At 58.0% G+C, this 19,346-nt stretch carries 12 protein-coding genes; 8 read left to right on the plus strand and 4 right to left on the minus strand.

Annotated features, from left to right (window positions below; translation table 11 throughout):
* Positions 1-218: 218 nt before the first annotated feature.
* Genes coaE through uvrB form a run of 3 tightly spaced genes read left to right on the plus strand, consistent with a single transcriptional unit; the run spans position 219 to position 3,726 of the window.
* The gene (coaE, locus tag DW024_RS02560; RefSeq protein ID WP_118376898.1) at positions 219-860 is read left to right on the plus strand and encodes a dephospho-CoA kinase; all 642 of its coding nucleotides are present in this window, start codon (positions 219-221) and stop codon (positions 858-860) included.
* The gene (locus DW024_RS02565) at positions 853-1,434 is read left to right on the plus strand and encodes a lytic transglycosylase domain-containing protein (RefSeq protein ID WP_118376899.1); all 582 of its coding nucleotides are present in this window, start codon (positions 853-855) and stop codon (positions 1,432-1,434) included. The genes coaE and DW024_RS02565 overlap by 8 nt, the downstream gene beginning before the upstream one ends.
* Before the next feature lie 51 nt (positions 1,435-1,485).
* Complete coding sequence (gene uvrB, locus DW024_RS02570; RefSeq protein ID WP_118376900.1) at positions 1,486-3,726, plus strand: excinuclease ABC subunit UvrB; 2,241 nt, start codon at positions 1,486-1,488, stop codon at positions 3,724-3,726.
* Positions 3,727-3,791: 65 nt separating this feature from the next.
* On the opposite strand, the gene DW024_RS02575 is transcribed toward uvrB, so the two are convergent.
* The 4 genes from DW024_RS02575 to DW024_RS02590 all read right to left on the minus strand — a co-directional run bounded on the left by DW024_RS02575 (position 3,792) and on the right by DW024_RS02590 (position 9,914).
* Positions 3,792-5,432 (minus strand): NAD(P)/FAD-dependent oxidoreductase, encoded by a 1,641-nt coding sequence (locus DW024_RS02575; RefSeq protein WP_118376901.1) that lies wholly within the window; start codon positions 5,430-5,432, stop codon positions 3,792-3,794.
* 80 nt (positions 5,433-5,512) lie between these two features.
* The gene (locus DW024_RS02580; protein WP_199576912.1) at positions 5,513-6,784 is read right to left on the minus strand and encodes an NAD(P)/FAD-dependent oxidoreductase; all 1,272 of its coding nucleotides are present in this window, start codon (positions 6,782-6,784) and stop codon (positions 5,513-5,515) included.
* The gene (locus DW024_RS02585; RefSeq protein ID WP_117798284.1) at positions 6,785-7,615 is read right to left on the minus strand and encodes an Mrp/NBP35 family ATP-binding protein; all 831 of its coding nucleotides are present in this window, start codon (positions 7,613-7,615) and stop codon (positions 6,785-6,787) included. It abuts the gene before it with no gap.
* Between the two features lie 145 nt (positions 7,616-7,760).
* On the minus strand, positions 7,761-9,914 hold the full coding sequence (locus DW024_RS02590; protein ID WP_158572148.1) for an LTA synthase family protein: 2,154 nt from the start codon (positions 9,912-9,914) through the stop codon (positions 7,761-7,763).
* Between the two features lie 193 nt (positions 9,915-10,107).
* Between DW024_RS02590 and uvrA the strand changes: the two genes are divergently transcribed.
* The 5 genes from uvrA (at position 10,108) to DW024_RS02615 (ending at position 19,231) form a co-directional block, all read left to right on the plus strand.
* Entirely contained in the window at positions 10,108-12,987 is a 2,880-nt protein-coding gene (uvrA, locus tag DW024_RS02595) for an excinuclease ABC subunit UvrA (RefSeq protein ID WP_118376903.1), read from the plus strand.
* Between the two features lie 132 nt (positions 12,988-13,119).
* Positions 13,120-13,620 (plus strand): Cys-tRNA(Pro) deacylase, encoded by a 501-nt coding sequence (gene ybaK / locus DW024_RS02600; protein WP_117855078.1) that lies wholly within the window; start codon positions 13,120-13,122, stop codon positions 13,618-13,620.
* A gap of 105 nt (positions 13,621-13,725) precedes the next feature.
* Positions 13,726-15,306 (plus strand): murein biosynthesis integral membrane protein MurJ, encoded by a 1,581-nt coding sequence (gene murJ, locus DW024_RS02605; protein WP_117564878.1) that lies wholly within the window; start codon positions 13,726-13,728, stop codon positions 15,304-15,306.
* A 6-nt stretch (positions 15,307-15,312) separates the two neighbouring features.
* Positions 15,313-17,253: an excinuclease ABC subunit UvrC gene (uvrC, locus tag DW024_RS02610; protein ID WP_369834733.1), complete on the plus strand. Its 1,941-nt coding sequence runs from the start codon at positions 15,313-15,315 to the stop codon at positions 17,251-17,253.
* 364 nt (positions 17,254-17,617) lie between these two features.
* Entirely contained in the window at positions 17,618-19,231 is a 1,614-nt protein-coding gene (locus DW024_RS02615; RefSeq protein WP_035138897.1) for an ABC transporter substrate-binding protein, read from the plus strand.
* Positions 19,232-19,346: the final 115 nt, after the last annotated feature.

A 19,346-nucleotide genomic window follows, 5' to 3' on the forward strand; every position in this document is an offset into this window, starting at 1 on the left:
GTGGGAGGCCAGGGCGCCGCTGACCGGTGGACGGCACCGAGCCGTCGGATGACTTGAAGAAGGGTGAGGCCTCGCGGCCTCCCCCTTTTTTGCGTTTTATAGAGAGCTGTAATACAAGAACTCGCCTTCTTTTAGCTTGTCTTACTGTTTGGCTGTATTTTGAGTCCTTCTTTTGTATTTGCGCGATAATAACTCCCATTGGCGTTAGGGAGGACTTGATGTTTACCGTTTTTGTCTTGGGCAATATTGCTTCGGGTAAGTCGACTGCCTGCCGCTATCTCGAATCTCATGGCGCCATGCTCATCGATCTGGACGAACTTGCCAAATCACTGTATGTGCCAGGCTCCGATATCGTCAATGCCCTCGCGGAAGAATTTGGCTGGGATATTTTGGACGAGGAGGGCGGCGTTCGCCGTAACATACTCGCTTCTCGAGCTTTTGTTTCTCCTGATGCGGTCGCGAGGCTCAATGGCATTGTGCACCCCGTTCTCATTGAGCAGCTGTCACTGAGGATTCTTGATCCGGTTTGCTGCACGGTTTCGTCCCCCCGTTATCCCTTTGCGGTGGTCGAGGTTTCTGCTCCGACTGGTTTTGAGGATGCATTTGGCTTGGCTGATGAAATTCTGGTCATCAGCGCCCCTTTGTCAGTTCGTCGCGAGCGTGCTATTCAGCGTGGCATGGAGCCATCTGATTTCGATGCCCGTTCTGCTTGCCAGCCCGACGAGTCTGCGCTGTGCAATCTCGCTACAACGGTGATTGATAATGCCGCAGGCGATAATTCGCTCTTTGAGCAGCTTGACTCATGGCTTGCATGCCATGGGTTTATAGACACTGCGAATCAGGAGGATGCCGATGCCTAAGACACGTTTCTTTACGTGGTATCGAGTGGCGCCACTTGCCGTCGTGTTCGCCTTCGGCCTTATTTCGCTCGTCTACTCGAATGCCCCTGCCGCCTTTTTTAAGCCTTTGTATCCAATTGACTACGAGGCGTACGTAAAGCAATCGAGCATTTCGCACAATCTTGATCCGTATCTGGTGTGTGCCGTCATAAAGTCGGAATCGAATTGGGATTCCGAGGCGGAGTCGAATCAAGGCGCTCGGGGATTGATGCAGCTGATGCCCGAGACTGCACACGATATGATTGCCAAGGGTCTTGTCGATGGTAACGAGTATTCAGCCGACAACCTTAACGATCCCGCTACGAACATCGAGTTTGGCTGTGCGTATCTTTCATATCTTCTAACGTATTTTAACGGGTCGACTGACAGTGCCATTGCCGCCTATAACGCCGGCATGGGCAATGTCGACGGATGGGCGCAGCAGAGTACGTCGCTTCATAATGCAATCACCTTTCCCGAGACGCAGGCGTATCTGATTCGTGTCAATAATGCCTGGGTTCGCTATAAGACTCTCTATCCCGATTGGTTCGTATAGGACTAAGCCTACCGCCTGCGTATACTGCAGATGTATGAGTTAGGAGTATCCATGGCGGAATTTGAAGTAGAACGCGTTGGTGGTGAACTTAAGCGCTTTGGCGTTGAAGGCTCTGACGTGCCGTTTAAGGTCGTGTCTCCCTATGACCCTGCAGGCTCTCAGCCTGAAGCCATTGAGTCGCTTGTGCAGGGTGTGAGGGACGGAGACCGCTATCAGGTTTTGCTGGGCGTGACTGGTTCGGGCAAGACCTTCACGATGGCCAAGACTATTGAGGCCCTGGGAAAGCCGACGCTGGTCATGGCTCCGAATAAAACGCTCGCCGCTCAGCTTGCGAGCGAGCTCAAAGAGTTCTTTCCCAACAACGCTGTGGTCTACTTCGTCTCGTACTACGACTACTATCAGCCCGAGGCGTATGTGCCGCAAAGCGATACGTATATCGAGAAAGACTCCTCGATTAATGAAGAGGTCGAGATGCTGCGACATCAGGCGACCGCATCGCTGCTATCTCGACGCGATGTGATCGTTGTCGCATCAGTCTCGTGTATCTATGGTATTGGCTCTCCTGAGGACTATGCGGGTCTGGCTCCAAACGTCGACAAGAAGGTGCCGCTCGAGCGCGATGACTTTATTCATGCACTGATCGACATTCAATATGATCGCAATGACTATGACCTGGCGCGCGGCACGTTCCGCGTGCGCGGCGATGTTGTCGACGTGTATCCGCCTTATGCCGAGCATCCGTTGCGGTTTGAGTTCTTTGGTGACGAGGTCGAGCTTATTGCTGAGATCGATGAGGTCACCGGCGAGATGATTCGTGAGTACGAGGCCATCCCCGTATGGCCGGCATCCCACTACGTGACTGAGAAACCCAAGGTCAAGGCCGCTCTGAAATCGATCAGCGAAGAGTGCGAGAAGCGCGTGGCGGAGCTCAAGGCAACCGACAAGTTGCTCGAGGCGCAGCGTCTGCAGCAGCGCACCGATTATGATCTTGAGATGCTCGAGACGATGGGCTTTTGCAACGGCATCGAGAACTACTCGCGTCATCTGGACGGTCGCAAGCCGGGTGAGCCGCCGTTTACCCTGATCGATTACTTTCCTAAGGACATGCTCTGCATCATCGATGAGAGCCATGTGACGGTGCCGCAGATTCGCGGTATGCACGAAGGTGACCGCTCGCGTAAGGTAACGCTGGTGGAACACGGTTTTCGCCTGCCCTCGGCACTCGATAATCGCCCGCTTCGTTTCGATGAGTTTGAGGCAAGGATACCCCAGTTTATCTATGTTTCGGCCACACCGGGCGACTACGAGCTGCGGGTGAGCCAAAACGACGTGGAGCAGATTATTCGTCCGACCGGTCTGCTCGACCCCAAGATCGATGTGCGTCCGGTTCGTGGGCAGATTGACGATCTTGAGGACGAGATTCGCGAGCGCGTTGCCCGCAAGGAGCGCGTGCTGGTGACCACGCTCACCAAGCGCATGGCCGAGGACCTGACCGACCATCTGCTTGATGCCGGCATTAAGGTCAATTACATGCACTCCGATACAGCGACGATGGACCGTGTCGAGATCCTGCGAACGCTGCGCGAGGGCAAGATCGATGTTCTCGTTGGCATCAACCTGCTTCGCGAGGGCCTAGACCTTCCCGAGGTCTCACTGGTGGCAATTCTCGATGCCGATAAGGAAGGCTTCTTGCGCAACCGCCGTTCGCTGATTCAGACGATTGGCCGCGCGGCCCGTAACGCCGATGGCGAAGTCATCATGTATGCGGACGTTGTGACCGATTCGATGAAAGAGGCCATCGAGGAGACGCAGCGCCGTCGCGAGATTCAGATGGCATATAACGAAGAGCATGGCATTGTGCCAAAGACGGTGCGCAAGGCCATCAACGACATCTCAAGTTTTATTGCCGAGGCCGAAAAAACCGTGGGTTCCAAGGGGCGCTCGAAGGGCGACTCTCTTGGACATGGTGCATTCTATACGCCCGATGAGTCGGGCGAGGGTGGCGTGCCGGAAACGGTGGCGCCCGAGCAGACACTTGCGGAGCAGTTGGAAGAACTGCCGCATGACGAGCTTGTGCGGATCGTCGAAACCATGGAAGAGGATATGCGTAACGCTTCTGCCGCCATGGACTTTGAGGAGGCGGCGCGCCTGCGCGATGCCGTCGTTCAGATTCGGGCGATGCTCGAGGGTGCGTCTGAGGACGAGACGATTGAGCGTTTACGTTCGCAGGCCCGCAAGGGTTCCACGTTCGCATCGGGCAGAAAACGCCAGGGTGCACGGTTTAAGAAATAGTGAACAGGCCCCGAGTTCCCTGTGGAGCTTGGGGCCTGTGTCTTTTGCGCGCTGGAATTCGTGCGTTAGAGGTCTGCGATCAGGGCTTCGGCACAACGAATGCCGTCGGTGGCGGCGCTCATGATGCCGCCGGCATATCCAGCTCCCTCACCACAAGGGTAGAGGCCCGGGGTCGACACGGCATGGCACGATCGGTCTCGGGTGACAGTGACCGGTGAGCTCGAACGAGTCTCCACGCCGGTAAGAACGGCATCGGGGCGGTCGTAGCCTCGTAGCTTTTTTCCGAGTAGGGGAAGTCCCAGGCGGAGCGACTCGACGATATGCTGCGGCAGAGCTTCGTCAATTGCCGTCCAGGTCACACCGAGCGGATAGGTGGGCTTTACCTTTCCGGGCGCCTTGCTGGCACGTCCTGCGAGGAAATCTCCGACAAGCTGTGCCGGTGCGTTCCAGTTGGAACCGCCCAGGCGATAGGCGGCCGCCTCGCAGGCACGCTGGAGCTCGATGCCGGCGAGCGGGTCATCGTTGGGAAGGTCCTCGGGTGTGACGTTAACGAGCAGGGCGGCATTTGCGTTGCGTCCGTCGCGGGCATTGAGACTGGCGCCGTTGACGCACAGGTGGCCCTGCTCGGAAGAGGCGGCGACAACCTGCCCGCCGGGGCACATGCAAAACGAGAACACGCTGCGGCCGTTGGGAAGATGGGCAACAAGTTTGTAGGGGGCCGCCCCGAGCGCTGGATGTCCCGCCGAGGCTCCATATTGGGCTCGGTCGATGTCGCGCTGCGGATGCTCGATGCGAACGCCCATGGCAAAGGTCTTTTGTGCGAGGGCCACGTTGTGGTCCTTAAGGAGCTTAAAAATATCGCGAGCAGAATGCCCGCAGGCGAGGATGAGGTGCTTTGTCTCAATTGGCTCGTAAGCGGCGTCTTGGGACGATTGGACATCAATACCGGTGATGGCGCCAGACGCGTCGATGCGAATGTCGACGAGCTTCGTTCGATAACGGACGACACCTCCGAGCTGCTCGATGCGCTGGGATATAGCGGTGACAACCGTGGGAAGGATGTCGGAGCCAATGTGCGGCTTGGCATCCCACAGAATATCGCGGGGCGCACCCGCCTCGACGAAGGTTTCGAGGATAAGGCGATGGGCGGGATTTTTGGTTCCCGTATTGAGCTTGCCGTCCGAGAAAGTCCCCGCGCCGCCCAGGCCAAACTGGATATTGCTCTCGGGGTCGAGGATGCGCTCCTTTAGAAAGAGGTCGATCGCCTGCGAGCGGCGAAATGCCGGGTCGCCGCGCTCGATGAGCAAGGGCTTAAGACCTGCTTCGGCGAGCGTAAGCGCAGCGAAAAGGCCGGCGCATCCGGCGCCGACAACGACAGGGCGTTCTTGAGGTGCGTCGGAGGCGGGGGAGGGGAATGAAGGCTCATCGTCTTCTATCGCGCGTACGCGCGAGCGGTCACGCTCGGCAACGCTGTCGACCGCTTCTCGCTCGAGGTGGGGACTAGTCAGCTCAACACGAAAGCTCAGGATAAAATGGACGTCTCGTTTTTTGCGAGCGTCGATTGACTTGCGGTGGAGCTCGATGGACTTGATCTCGGAGTCCTTGCAACGTAGGACGCGCTTGGCGACTCGCTTGCCAACAATGAGACAGGCATTTTCATCGCCGGCTTCATCGAGCGACGCGTTGACTTGGGTGATTTCAATCATCGAGGTCTCCTTAGAGGCAAGAAAGAGGCCGTCCGGTATCCCAGACGGCCCGAATGCATTTTTGATTATAGACTGCGCGGCTACAGGCTGCTTGCAGCGCGAATGCCCGAGATCCAGGCCCACGCAAGGTTAAAGCCTCCGCAATCGGCGTCGATGTCGAGCGCTTCACCGCAGACGTAAAGCGGGGCGTCGACAACGCTGCGCGCGCGTAGGCTGGGTGTTGAGATGCTCTCGACAGATATGCCACCACGCGTGACCTGTGCTGAGCGCTCCTCGGCTGTTCCTTCGACGAGCAACTTAAAGTGTTTGAGGATCGAGACCAGGTGGATGACATCGTTGGAGCCTGGATGGCACTGCTCGAACGCTGTGCAGACGACGCGGGAGAGTTGCGGGGCGAGCATGCCGTCGAGCCAACGGGGATCACGGGGCGAAAAGCCGCCGAGCAGCTCAACACGCCGGTTGAGCATATCGAGCAACTCGTCTTTGGAGAGGTCGGGGAAAACGTCGAGCAGGATCGTATCGCCGTGCTGGATACGACGAGAGAGGTTGAAGACAGCGACGCCCGAGATACCGAAGGTTCGAAACAGCACTTCACCGTCTTCGTGCCAGAGCTCATTATGATTGCGGGCGAGCGTCAAGCGGGCGCGGACGCGCAGGCCATCCAACGTCTTGAGCGCTGCCCGATCGCCAACGACCGTTGCCGATACGGGGCAGAGGACGGGGCGTAGCGAAGTGAGGGGGAAGCGAAACATATCGGCGATACCGGTGGGGTTGCCGCCCGTGGCGATAATTACGGCATGTGCCTGCAGGGCCTCGTTCTTGCGAGGGACATCGGCGAGCGCCTTCCGAAGCGAGCGGAGCTCCGATTTTCGGTCGTCGTGCTTTTTTGCCTTGAGCGCCCGCGCTGGACGGTCTATTTGGAGTGCCCAGCCTTCGGAAGCTTTGCGCGCCGAGGCAACGTTGGCTCCGCAGATTAAGGTGATACCTAGGCGGTCGCAAGCGTTGAGAAGTGCGTCGCGCACCGATTCGGCGCGAAGGGAGCGCGGGTACAGCCGGCCTTCCTCGGAGGTTGTCATGATGCCCAGCGAGGAGAAGAAACCCATAAGCTCTTGTTCGGGCTGGGGGCCCATGACGGATTCGACGAATGCGGGGTGGTTATACCGCTGAGGATCAATCGATTCGTTGGAGAGGTTGCAGCGGCCGTTACCGGTCGCAAGGAGCTTGAGGCCGCAGGCGACATCGCGCTCAACGATGCAGACGCTTTTGCCAGCGCGTGCGGCCGTAATGGCGGCGGCGAGGCCTGAAGCCCCGCCGCCGATTACCAAGACGTCATAGATGGCGCTCGCGTTCACTTAGGCCTCGTCGGTCTCGTGCGGGGTAATAGCCTCGACGGCAGAGACTGCCTTGGGCAACATGCCATCGGGCAGCGCGGTCTCGACCTCGCCCTTATCGCAGGCCTCGGCGAGTACCGGATTAATGGGAAGCTGGCCCAAGATGTCGAGGTTATAGCGCTCTGCGACCTCGGGGAGCTTGCTCTTGCCAAAGACCTCGATCTTCTTGCCGCAGTCGGGGCACTCAATATAGCTCATGTTCTCGACAATGCCCAGAATGGGGACGTTCATCTTCTCGGCCATGTTGACCGCCTTGGCGACGATCATCGAGACCAGATCCTGCGGGCTCGTGACGATGACGATGCCGTCGACGGGCAGCGACTGGAAGACGGTGAGCGCGACGTCGCCTGTTCCCGGAGGCATGTCGACCAGCAGGTAGTCGATGGGGCCCCACGAGGTCTCGCTCCAGAACTGCCTAATGGCGCCTGCGATGACCGGACCGCGCCAAAGGACGGGGTCGGTCTCGTTTTGGAGCAGCAGGTTGGAGCTCATGACCTTGACGCCGTGCTCGGAGATTTCGGGCAGCATAAGGTTGCCAAGGGCATGGACGTGGCGTCCGCTCATACCGAACATCTTGGGGATAGAGGGACCGGTGATGTCGGCATCGAGGACGCCGACCTTGTGGCCGTGACGGGCAAGCTCGGTGGCGATGGCGCCGGTGACAAACGACTTGCCGACACCGCCCTTGCCGGAAAGCACGGCGATGACGCGCTTGACCTCGGACAGCGTGTTCTCCTCAAATTGCGATGGCGACGTTTGTCCGCCGGCGGCCTGTGCGTGTTTGCAACCCATGTATGACTCCTTTGTATATGCTGGGGCCGGGGCCCCGCGATGTGACACGAGCGTCATTGTACCCTCGTTTGCGAGCGGGAGTCATTTGCGATGCATTTGGGCCGAGCGCGCTTGCAATATGATGGGCCCAAGCGAATGGGCGGGCTTACTGAACTTTGCTGGCGAACTCGAGGTACTGCATGCGCTGCAGCTTGTCGATCGTCGAGGCGTAGGGGCTGTCTTCCGATTCCAAGTCGTAGCGCAGCCCGTCGGCACCGAGATAGCCGGCGACATTGATGGTGGGTACATCTGACCTTGTCGCAAGCAGGGCCTTTTGGTAATTGGTGAGCGGAGCGCCGATCTTATTAAGGGTAATGGCTGCAATCTCGTTTGCCCCGACGGTGTCGTAGACGTTGAGCTCGGTATTGCCGGCGATCTCATAGTTAGCCCAGACGAGATATGTCGACTGATAGATACGGAAAGCGTGGCTTGCCGTATCTTCCTGAGGGTACAGCTCGTCGTTGAGAGTCGTTGCGGCGCTCGGCTGATGGTCGCCAAAAAAGACAAGAACAACCGGTCTGCCGATATTGCGGAGCTCGTTGATAAAGTACTCGAGGTCCCGGTCGGATGCGTTGATGCAGGTGAGATAGGTGTTGAGCGCGCTGTTGGCGCCTTCGCTGGCTCCCTCGACCCAATAGTTTGTCAGCTCTTCGGCGGGAACGGTGCCATAGTCGTAGCCGCCGTGATTTTGCATCGTGACGTCAAAGATGAACTGTGGCGCTTCGTCGGTTCTAAGCAAGTCGAGTATCTTGTCGTAGGTGGCGTAGTCGCATACGCCGGCATGGTAATAGGGCGCACCTTCGAAATCGCCGATTGAAAGAAAGTCTCCAAAGCCCAGCTGCTGATAGATTTTATCTCGATGGTAGTTGACGGGGTTTTGCGGGTGTATAGCGGTAGTGGTATACCCAAGCTCTTTAAGGTCTTTTGCCAGGCTGTTTACGCCATTCATCTGATACAGCTGATAGGGGATCTTGCCTAATCCGACAAAGGCCGTTGTCGCTCCGGTCAAAAATTCGAATTCGGAGTTCGCCGTTCCGCCACCGGCGACCGAAGCGAGCATGGTGCCGCGAACAAGTGTGTCGGGAAGCGAGTTGTAGAATGCGGGGCCGGTGTACCCGGCCGCCTGGAGCTGCTCAAAGCACGAAAGGTCGCTAAAACTCTCATTCATGACGGCAACAATCGTCGGCTTGATTTCATTGAACTGGGCAACGGCCGCCGCGCGCTGTTCGCTCGAGCCATATGTGCTGTCGTAGACGGCGGCGAGCTCCTGCTCGATGCTCTGTGCCTCATCGGGCGTATAGTCTTCGGGCTTCTCAATGGGCAACTCGTTGACCATTTCGGTGAACGAAGTGATAAAACCCTGAGACGCATACGTGGTGATGGGCTGCCAACGGTCAAATCCAAAATCCAGCGCCTGCTCCAAGTCGATGTTGGAAAAGCCTGAGAGCCCCACAACGGTCACTAGCAGAAAAGCACAGAGGTTAGCGGCGATAGCGGGGAAGACATGGGTGGGCGTACGGAGCTTTTGCGGTCGGATGAGCGAAAGAAGCCCCAAGGAAATCTCCAGCAGGGCGAGAGAGGTTACGATTCCGGCGGTAAAGGTAAACTCGTATCCCTCGCTCACTTCCATTGCGGTGCCAAGGGCCAAGATATCGCTTGGCAGGATGGCTTCGCCTTTAAACGTTATGACGAAGTGCTCGGCAATGCCAAGGATGCAACAGACGATGGGCACGAGGGCCATGACGCCTCCATGACGCTGTCCCAGCAAATAAAGGGAGAGCAGAACCGTCGCGAGCAGCCCGACGGAAAACCCGAATGAGTTGGCGGGAATGCGATAGAACGTTTCGTTGCAGGCAATTTCGAGTGAAACGAACGAGAGCGCTGAAACAGCGGCGATGACAAGGATGTCACGGCAAATACAGGCAACTGTTCCCGTCGCAAGGTCGGTTTGGTCGATAAGTCCCGAAACCAAGGGCTCGACAAGAAGCATGACGGCGGCAGCACCGAGCGCCGAATAAGAAAGGATCCATAGGGAGCTGCCCTCATTTACGAGCAATTGATTCGTAACCCATGCAGCTACCACGCCGAGCGGGATGAGGAGCGTCGCGCACCAAAAGACGCGGGCAATGGGTGGCTTTTCGTTGCGTTTGATTGAAAAATACACGCGCACGACGACGGCGGCCACGATAAGGACGGCGACGAATATGGGCAGATTGGCCATGTCGCTCGAAGTGATTTCAAGGGGGATATCTTCGGTCATGGACGTTCCTCTGGTACAGCAAATTAAGTTCAGTATTAGATTACTGTAACCTTTCCACGGCATTTCGAGAAACAAAGCGCCCGATACGCAAAGCTAAAGGTCTGCGAATCTTGTATTACGAACATCTGTGCGCGTCGAGTGCGCTAAACTCATCGGCAGTATGATTCGATGCAATAGGAGGCAAGGAGCTTCCATGTCTGATTCTTCTATCGTTATTCGCGGCGCTCGTGAGCATAACCTCCGGGATATCGATGTTTCCATTCCGCGTGACCAACTCGTGGTCATTACCGGTCTTTCTGGCTCGGGCAAGAGTTCGCTGGCATTTGACACTATCTATGCCGAGGGCCAGCGTCGATACGTCGAGAGCCTTTCGAGTTATGCGCGCCAGTTCTTGGGCCAGATGGACAAACCCGACTTGGATTCAATCGACGGCCTTTCGCCGGCGGTGTCGATCGACCAAAAGACGACGTCTAAAAACCCTCGCTCGACGGTTGGCACCGTAACCGAGATTTATGACTATCTGCGCCTGCTGTTCGCCCGTGTGGGCACCCCGCACTGTCCCGAATGCGGCCGTGTCATTGAGCGCCAAACCACCGACCAGGTCGCCGATAAGGTCCTGGCGGCGGGAGAGGGTCGTCGTGCGTTTGTGCTGGCACCGGTGGTACGCGGGCGAAAAGGCGAGTACACCAAACTGTTTGAGGACCTTCGCGCCGAGGGCTTTAGCCGCGTGCGTGTCGACGGCGAGGTTCGCTCGCTTGATGACCCTATCGATTTAGATAAGAAATTCAAGCACGATATCGAGGTCGTGGTCGACCGCATCGTGATTCGCGAGAACTCGCTGGGCCGTATTGCCGAGTCCGTTGAACAGGCGACTGCGCTGGCTCATGGCAATGTAAACGTGTACATGCTGCCCGATCGTGATGCTCCCGAGGGGACCGAGGGCGAGCTGCTGGAGTATTCGTTGGCCCTGGCGTGCCCGGAGCATGGACACTCCATTGATGACCTGCAGCCGCGTGATTTCTCGTTCAACGCGCCCTATGGCGCGTGCCCAGAGTGCGATGGCCTGGGCTTTAAGAAGACGGTCGATGCCGAGGCCCTAATCGAAGACCCCTCGAAGTCGATCGCCGACGGGGTCTTTGGCAGCCTGTTTGGCAACTCTAACTACTATCCGCAGATTTTCGCTGCGGTCTGCAAACACTTTAAGGTGAGCGTCGATACGCCGTGGGAGGATCTGCCTCCGCGGGTGCGTCACGCGTTTTTAGACGGCATGGGCGACCAGAAGATTTCGGTCGACTATCAAAAGCTCGATGGGCGCCGCAGCCAGTGGGACACCAAGTTCTCGGGTGTGCGCAATATCCTGTACGAGCGCTATACCGAGACGACGAATGAGAACACCAAGGCGCGCTTGGAGAAGTACATCCGCGAGGAGCCGTGCTCGAGTTGCCATGGTGCTCGTCTGCGCCCCGAGATGCTCGCCGTTACCGTAGGCGGTAAGTCCATTTACGAGGTCTGCTGCCTATCGTGCCGCGAGTCGCTCGAGTTTTTTGAGGGCCTGGAGCTTACCGAGCGCCAACAATTTATCGGCGGGCGCATCGTTAAGGAAATCCTGGAGCGCCTGCGCTTTCTGGTCGATGTCGGACTCGACTATCTGACCCTCGACCGTGCCTCGGCGACGCTTTCCGGAGGCGAGGCCCAGCGCATTCGCCTGGCAACGCAGATCGGCGCCGGCCTCATGGGTGTGCTGTACATTTTGGACGAGCCGTCGATCGGCCTCCATCAGCGCGATAACGAGCGCCTGATCAAGACGCTTGAGCGCCTACGCGATATCGGCAATACCGTCATCGTCGTCGAGCATGATGAGGATACGATTCGTGCTGCCGACTATGTGGTCGACATGGGCCCCGGTGCGGGCGTGAACGGCGGACACGTGGTCGCCGCGGGAACGCCTGCCGATATCATGGCGTGCCCCGATTCGATGACGGGTGCCTACCTGACCGGCAAGCGAATGATTCGGGTTCCCGATGAACGCCGCAAGCCCGGTCGCGGCTGCCTTAAGATCACGGGCGCCCGCGCCAACAACCTCAAAAACGTTACCGCCAAGATCGAGTTTGGTACGCTTACGGTTGTTACCGGCGTGTCGGGATCGGGCAAGAGCTCCCTGGTTACCGACACCATTGCGCCTGCGCTTACGAATGCCATTCACCGTTCGACGCGTCCTGTGGGCCCGTACAAAAAGCTCGAGGGTATCGAGTGCATCGATAAGGTGATCGACATTGACCAGTCGCCGATTGGCCGCACGCCGCGTTCCAACCCTGCTACGTACATTGGCCTGTGGGATGATCTTCGCGCACTGTTTGCGAGTACGCCGGAGTCGAAGGCGCGTGGCTACTCGCCGGGACGTTTCTCCTTTAACGTGAGCGGCGGTCGCTGCGAAGCATGCAAGGGCGACGGACAAATTAAGATCGAGATGCACTTCCTTCCCGATATCTATGTCCCCTGTGAGGTCTGCGGCGGCAAACGCTATAACCGCGAGACGCTCGAGGTCACCTACCGTGGTAAGACCATCTCGGACGTGCTCGACATGAGCGTCACCGAGGCACTGGCCTTCTTTGGGAATATCCCGCAGATTAAGCGCAAGCTCCAGACGCTGTACGATGTAGGCTTGGGCTACGTGAGCCTGGGCCAGCCCGCCACGACGCTCTCGGGCGGCGAGGCGCAGCGTGTGAAGCTCGCCAAGGAGCTTCATCGACGCCAGACGGGCAAGACGTTCTATATTTTGGACGAGCCGACGACCGGCCTTCATTTTGAGGACGTCCGCCAGCTGCTCGATGTGCTGCAGCGCTTGGTCGATGCGGGCAACACGGTGCTGGTGATTGAACACAACCTTGATGTCATCAAGGTTGCCGACCGCCTGATCGATATGGGCCCCGAGGGCGGTAACGGCGGCGGAACCGTCGTGGTTTCGGGCACACCGGAGCAGGTTGCGGACTGTCCGCAGAGTTATACGGGCAAGTTTTTGGCGCCGTTGCTCAGGCGTGACCGGGAGCGTCAGGCTCAACTTGATGCTCAATAAATAGGCGATTCAGTTTATGGGCGCCATCGACTCCTTGTGATTCGATGGCGCTTGCTGTGTCGAAGTGACGTATGCAGCCGAATTGGACATATACTTAATCCTTGCGTCCGAATGCGAGGGAAAGGATATGTCATGGCAAAGGCTGTAAAGACGCCAAAAACCAATGCGATGCGCGAGCTGGAAAGCGCCGACATTTCCTATGTTCTACATACGTACGAAGACGATGGTGATGAGTCGGCGGGCCTGGGGGTCGCGATTTCGGAGCAGCTTGGCGAGGAGCCCGGTCAAGGATTTAAGACCTTGGTCTGCGTGACGCCGTCCAACGACCACGTCGTGTGCTGCATCCCTGTTGCCGACGAGCTCGATCTAAAGTCCGCTGCGCGTGCCGCGGGGGAGAAGTCCTTGGCCATGATGCATGTGAAGGATTTGCTTGCGGCGACTGGCTACGTTCGCGGCGGCTGCAGTCCGGTCGGTATGAAAAAACGTTACCGGACGCTCATTGATGAGACATGTGTCCTTTGGGATACCATTTTTATTTCGGGAGGCAAGCGTGGTTATCAGCTCGAGCTTGCACCTGATGATTTAATTGCATTTTGCGGGGCGACAGTTGCCGCGATTACGAGAGAGGACTGAGCGATGCCGCAGGAAGAATTGAAGCGCGGAGCTCATTTTGCAGAAGAATCTGCGCCTCAGACACCCTCATCCGAAACTTCTTCGTCGCGAGATGACACTGACGACATGGGCTCGTCGGACTACTCCACGGTTGGTCGTTCCGCCGGGCTTATGACCATCCTGACCATCGTGTCTCGCGTCACCGGTTTTATCCGCACGTGGGCAATGGCGGCCGCTATTGGCATGTCGCTGCTCTCGTCTTCCTATCAGGTCGCCAACAACCTGCCCAATATGCTCTACGAACTCGTGATGGGCGGCATGCTCGTGACGGCGTTTTTGCCCGTGTACATGGGCGTGAGGCGTGAGCAGGGTCGCGAGGCCTCTAACGAGTACGTGGGCAACCTGCTCGGTATTCTGCTTTTGGTGCTGGGTGGCATTTCGTTGCTGGGGACCGTGTTCGCCCCGGGCTTTATCTGGACGCAATCGTTTCTTTCGGGTGACGGCGGCAGCATGGATACCGCTGCGTTCATGTTCCGTTTCTTTGCCATCCAGATTCTGTTTTATGGTTTGGGCTCGGTGTTTTCGGGCGTCCTCAACGCACACCGCGACTACTTCTGGTCGACGTTTGCCCCGGTCCTCAACAATGTGATCGTCATTGCGAGCTTTATGGGCTTTGCGCCCGTGTCCGCACAGTTTGGCGAACGTGCCGGCATCATCTTGATTGCGGCCGGTACGACCCTCGGTGTCTTTGTTCAGATGGCATGTCAGATCCCCGCGCTTGGCAAGCACGGCGTGCATCCCCATATCCATATCGACTTTAAGGACCCCGCACTGCGCCAGACGATTGCGCTCGGTATCCCGACGCTGCTCGCCACGGTGTGCATGTTTGTCTCGACTTCTATCACCAACGCTGCTGCGCTGGTGGTCCAGCCCGAGACTGGTCCTTCCGTCATCGCCTATGCGCGCCTGTGGTACACGCTGCCCTACGCGCTGATTGCCGCCTCGCTTTCGACGGCGCTCTATACCGAGCTCTCTCACGACGCACAGGAGAAGGATTACGACAGCGTCCGCACGGGCATTTCGCGTGGCGTCGCCCAGATGCTGTTCTTCCTGATTCCATTCGCGCTGTACCTGATTGTCTTCGCGCGTCCGCTCAACATGATTTACTGCGCTGGCAAGTTCGATGAGTCCGGTGTGGCGCTGGTGTCGGAGTTCCTTATCTACCTGGCACTTTCCCTGCCGCTCTACGGCGTGGTCGTGCTGATGCAGAAGAGCTTCTCTGCCCTGCTCGACATGAAGCCCTATAGCCGCTATTGTCTGTATTCCGCCATCGGCCAGGCCGGCTCGGTTTTGCTGTTTGGCGTTGTGCTGGGCTTCGGTATGCCGGCAATCGCGCTTTCGTATGTCGTCGACTACGTGATCTTGGTCGGTTGCTCGCTGTGGTGGCTGCGTCGTCGCCTGCGTGGTCTTCAGGTCAAATCTATCCTGCATGGCGGGTTCTTTGGCCTTTTGCTCGGTGGCCTGGGTGCTGCCGCAGGCGCCGGCGTCATGTGGGCGCTTGAGCACTTTGTCGGGGCACTTGGCGGCTCGATTCTGATTACTCTTGGCTACGTTTGCGTTGCGGGTGTCGTCTCGCTTGCTGTTACCTTTGGCCTTGCCGTCGTCCTTAAGATGCCCGAGGTCTCGGCGCTGATTCGTCGCAAGTAGGTGCGCGTGGCCGGTCACGACAACATTCCAACGCTTGCCGAGCAGGTTTCGCGCGTTCCCACGCAGCCCGGCTGCTACCTTTGGAAAGACGCCAAGGGCGATGTCATCTACGTGGGCAAGGCGAAAAACCTGCGCGCCCGCATGCGTCAATACGTGACACTGCAGGATGAGCGTCAAAAGATCCCGCTGATGATGCAGCTGGTGGCGAGCTTTGACTATATCGTGGTGGAGACCGAGCATGAGGCGTTGGTGCTCGAGCGCAATTTGATTGGTCAGTACCATCCGTACTTTAACGTCGACCTCAAGGATGACAAGAGCTACCCCTTTATCGCCATTACAAAGGGCGACCTGTATCCCGCTATCAAATATACGCGTGAGCGTCATAAGCCGGGAACGCGCTATTTTGGACCCTATACCGATAGCCGTGCGGCACGTGAGACGATAGATACGCTGCGCAAGGTTATCCCCATCTGCTCCGCATCCTGTGCGGAGTGGCGTCGTTGTCGTCGTATCGTCGAGTCCCACAAGGGCGAGGAAGACATCGTCAATATGATTTGCGCGCAAAACGGGCGTCCCTGCTTTGACTACCATGTCGGGCGCGGCCCGGGTGCGTGTGTCGGCGCGATTTCCCCGGCAGACTATGCCAAGAACGTCAAGCGTGTCGAGCGCTTTTTGTCGGGCCATCGCAAGGATGTCGTCGATGAGCTGACCTCCGAGATGACGGATGCCGCCGAGGCGCTCGACTTTGAGCGCGCGGCACGCGTCAAACGTCGTTTGGAGGTCATCAGGGGTCTGGACGATCGTCAGCAAGTCGTTTTTCCCTCCAGTGTCGATATCGATGTCATCGGGTTCTATCGCGAGGAGACCATCTCCGCCGCTTGCGTCTTCGTCGTTCGCGAGGGCCGAACAGTTCGCACCTGCGAGTTCATTCTCGACAAGGGTCTTGATGTTGACGAGGAAGAGCTCCAGTCGGGCTTTCTTAAGCGCTATTACGACGAGACGGCTGATATTCCAGCTGAGGTCAACCTTTCCGTCGAGCTTGAGGATGCGGAGGCGCTGGGGGAGTGGCTTGCGGGCAAGCGCGAGCGTTCCTGCCATCTCCATAGGCCGCAGCGTGGCGAAAAGCACCGTCTGCTCGATATGGCATCCAAAAATGCGCGCCATGCCCTCATGCGCTACATGATGCGAACGGGGTACGCTGACGACCGCACCAATCAAGCGCTCCTGGAGCTCGAAAGTGCGTTGGCGCTGCCATCGCCGCCGCTGCGTATCGAGTGCTTCGATATCTCTACACTGCATGGCACCTTTACGGTCGCCTCGATGGTGGTGTTTACCAACGGGCGCGCCGACAAGAGCCAGTACCGTCGTTTTAAAATTCAGGCCGAATTGGACGAGGCAAACGACTTCGTGTCGATGTCCGAGGTTTTGGGACGACGCTATGCTCCCGAGCGCATGGCCGACGAGCGCTTTGGCTCGCGCCCCGATTTGCTCGTTGTCGATGGCGGTAAACCGCAATTGACCGCTGCGATCAAGCAACTTGAGGCTCTTGGGCTCGATATACCGGTTTGTGGCTTGGCGAAGGCCGATGAGGAAGTTTTCGTGCCTTGGGACGAGACTCCCGTCGTGCTGCCGACCGGGTCTGCTTCGCTCTATCTAATTAAACAGGTGCGCGATGAGTCCCACCGATTTGCTATCACGTTCCATCGCGAATTGCGCGACAAGGCCATGACGGTTTCGGTACTCGATGACGTTCCTGGCGTGGGGCCCACCAGAAAACGTGCCCTTATGCGCCATTTTGGTTCGATGAAGCGGTTGCGTGCGGCGAGCGAGCAAGAGATCGCCGAAGTTCGAGGCATTCCTGCCGATGTCGCCAAAGCGGTTCACGAGGCGCTCGTTGCATGGAATGCCGAGCGCGCCGAGGCGGCGGCTGGCCATTCCGATAGCTAAACACGAGCCTAAACAACTGATATACATGGTTGCGCGATTTTCAACCATTTATTTCGCCATGATTGCCTGCTGGTTTCGGGTTTTATTAACGCTAAAACGTTTGACTAACCCAAGTGAAAACCCTGCTATCCTGCGGGTTGACGAAGACTGATATCTCACCTCGTCGATACATACTGTCTGGCTAACCATTTGTCAATGAATTCGGTGAACGGTAGTAAATACCGTTCAAGCGTATGTATGTATCGGTCGCCGAGCGCGGCACCTCAGTTGGGTTCGTCGGTAGGTAAGGTATATATCGTCCGCAAGTTGCGCGGGGGCAAGTCTAGGTGCTCCCGAGTAAGATTCTCTATTGATAGGAGAAGACATGGCCATCATCAACAAGGGTATGTCCAGGCGTTCGTTCCTCGGCCTCACCGGCAGCGTCGCTGCTGTCGCAGGGCTTGGTCTCACTGGCTGCGGTGGCAGCTCTAGCGACGAGGGTTCCGCTTCCGGCTCCACCGATTCCGCCAACCGTGGCGGCGGCGTGATCACCGCTGGTTCCGCTTACGCTCCGTCCAGCTTCGATCCCGCCAGCACCGGCTCCGCTGTGGGCCTGGGTGCTAACTGGCACGTCGTCGAGGGCCTCTATGGCATCGATTACCACGACTACAGCACCTTCAACGAGCTCGCCACCGACGATCCCAAGTCTGTGGACGACACCACTTTCGAGGTCACCATCCGCAAGGGCGCCAAGTTCTCCGATGGCACCGAGGTCACCGCTGACGATGTCGTCGCCTCCTACACCGCTTGCGCCGCTTCCGCTACCTATGCTCCGTTCTTCCAGCCCTTCGAGTCCATCGAGGCCAAGGACGCCAGCACCGTGACGGTCAAGACCAAGGTCCCCAACTTCTCCCTGCTCAAGGATCGTCTGGCCATCGTCCGCGTTACCCCGGCCACCCAGACCGAGGAGGATCGCGCCAAGCAGCCGATCGGCTCCGGCCCCTGGATGTACGACTCTATCTCCGATACCGAGATCACCCTGGTTCCCAACCCCGAGTACAACGGTGAGTACGCTGCCGAGGATAAGAAGATCCAGTACAGCATCCTGACCGACCCCACCGCTCGCGTTACCGCTCAGCAGGAGGGCTCCACGCTCGTTATGGAGCTCGTTACCGCTGACGCCGTCGACCAGCTCGAGAGCGCCGGCTGCAAGATCGATAACGTTCAGGGTTTCGGCACCCGCTTCATCATGTTCAACGTCGCCAAGGAGCCTTGGAACAACGTCAAGGTCCGTCAGGCTGTCATGTATGCGCTCGACACCGAGAAGATGGTCAGCAACACCTTCGCCGGCCTTGCCACCGCTGCCAGCTGCTACCTGCCCAAGAGCTTCACCAACTATCATGAGGCTTCCACGGTGTACAAGACCGACGCCAAGAAGGCTAAGAAGCTCATCGAGGAGTCTGGCATCACCCCGGGTGCCATCACCCTGCGCACCACCGACAACGAGCAGATTAAGGGCATGGCCGCCCAGGTCAAGAACGACCTCGACGCTCTCGGCTTCGATGTGACCATCCAGACCGATACCTCGCCGGCCACTTACGCTGCCATCGACGGCGGCGAGGCCTACGATATCCTCCTTGCCCCTGGCGATCCTTCCTGCTTCGGCGCCGACCCCGACCTGCTGCTCAACTGGTGGTACGGCGACAACGTCTGGATGCAGACCCGTTGCCCGTGGAAGGAGTCTGCTGAGTGGCAGAAGCTCCACGGTCTCATGGACGAGGCTCTTGCCGCTGAGGGCGACGAGCAGCAGAAGAAGTGGAACGAGTGCTTCGACATCATTGCCGACAACGCCGTTCTGTACCCCGTTGTCCACGTCAAGACCGTCTCCGCTTCCTGGGACGATCCGTCCACTGCGCCCAACGGCGAGGCCCTCGATGGCTTCAAGGGCATCGGCACGACGAGCATGTCCTTCAGGGGCGTTGCGACCGTCAAGGCGTAAGACTCGCTTGAGTCTGTATGCAGGATGTCGGCCGTTGGGACCGCATCCTCATAGTTGAAACAAAGACCCGGGCGGCAACGATGTCGCTCGGGTCTTGTAATGAGTATCCGTACTC

The organism is Collinsella sp. AF37-9 (assembly GCF_003475115.1).
Taxonomy (GTDB): Bacteria; Actinomycetota; Coriobacteriia; order Coriobacteriales; family Coriobacteriaceae; genus Collinsella.

What these genes read in the sequence shown, in the direction of transcription:
- coaE (WP_118376898.1), top strand. Translation starts at nt 219, where the DNA reads ATGTTTACCGTTTTTGTCTTGGGCAATATTGCTTCGGGTAAGTCGACT.
- DW024_RS02565 (WP_118376899.1), top strand. Translation starts at nt 853, where the DNA reads ATGCCTAAGACACGTTTCTTTACGTGGTATCGAGTGGCGCCACTTGCC.
- uvrB (WP_118376900.1), top strand. Translation starts at nt 1,486, where the DNA reads ATGGCGGAATTTGAAGTAGAACGCGTTGGTGGTGAACTTAAGCGCTTT.
- DW024_RS02575 (WP_118376901.1), bottom strand. Translation starts at nt 5,432, where the DNA reads ATGATTGAAATCACCCAAGTCAACGCGTCGCTCGATGAAGCCGGCGAT.
- DW024_RS02585 (WP_117798284.1), bottom strand. Translation starts at nt 7,615, where the DNA reads ATGGGTTGCAAACACGCACAGGCCGCCGGCGGACAAACGTCGCCATCG.
- DW024_RS02590 (WP_158572148.1), bottom strand. Translation starts at nt 9,914, where the DNA reads ATGACCGAAGATATCCCCCTTGAAATCACTTCGAGCGACATGGCCAAT.
- uvrA (WP_118376903.1), top strand. Translation starts at nt 10,108, where the DNA reads ATGTCTGATTCTTCTATCGTTATTCGCGGCGCTCGTGAGCATAACCTC.
- ybaK (WP_117855078.1), top strand. Translation starts at nt 13,120, where the DNA reads ATGGCAAAGGCTGTAAAGACGCCAAAAACCAATGCGATGCGCGAGCTG.
- murJ (WP_117564878.1), top strand. Translation starts at nt 13,726, where the DNA reads ATGGGCTCGTCGGACTACTCCACGGTTGGTCGTTCCGCCGGGCTTATG.
- DW024_RS02615 (WP_035138897.1), top strand. Translation starts at nt 17,618, where the DNA reads ATGGCCATCATCAACAAGGGTATGTCCAGGCGTTCGTTCCTCGGCCTC.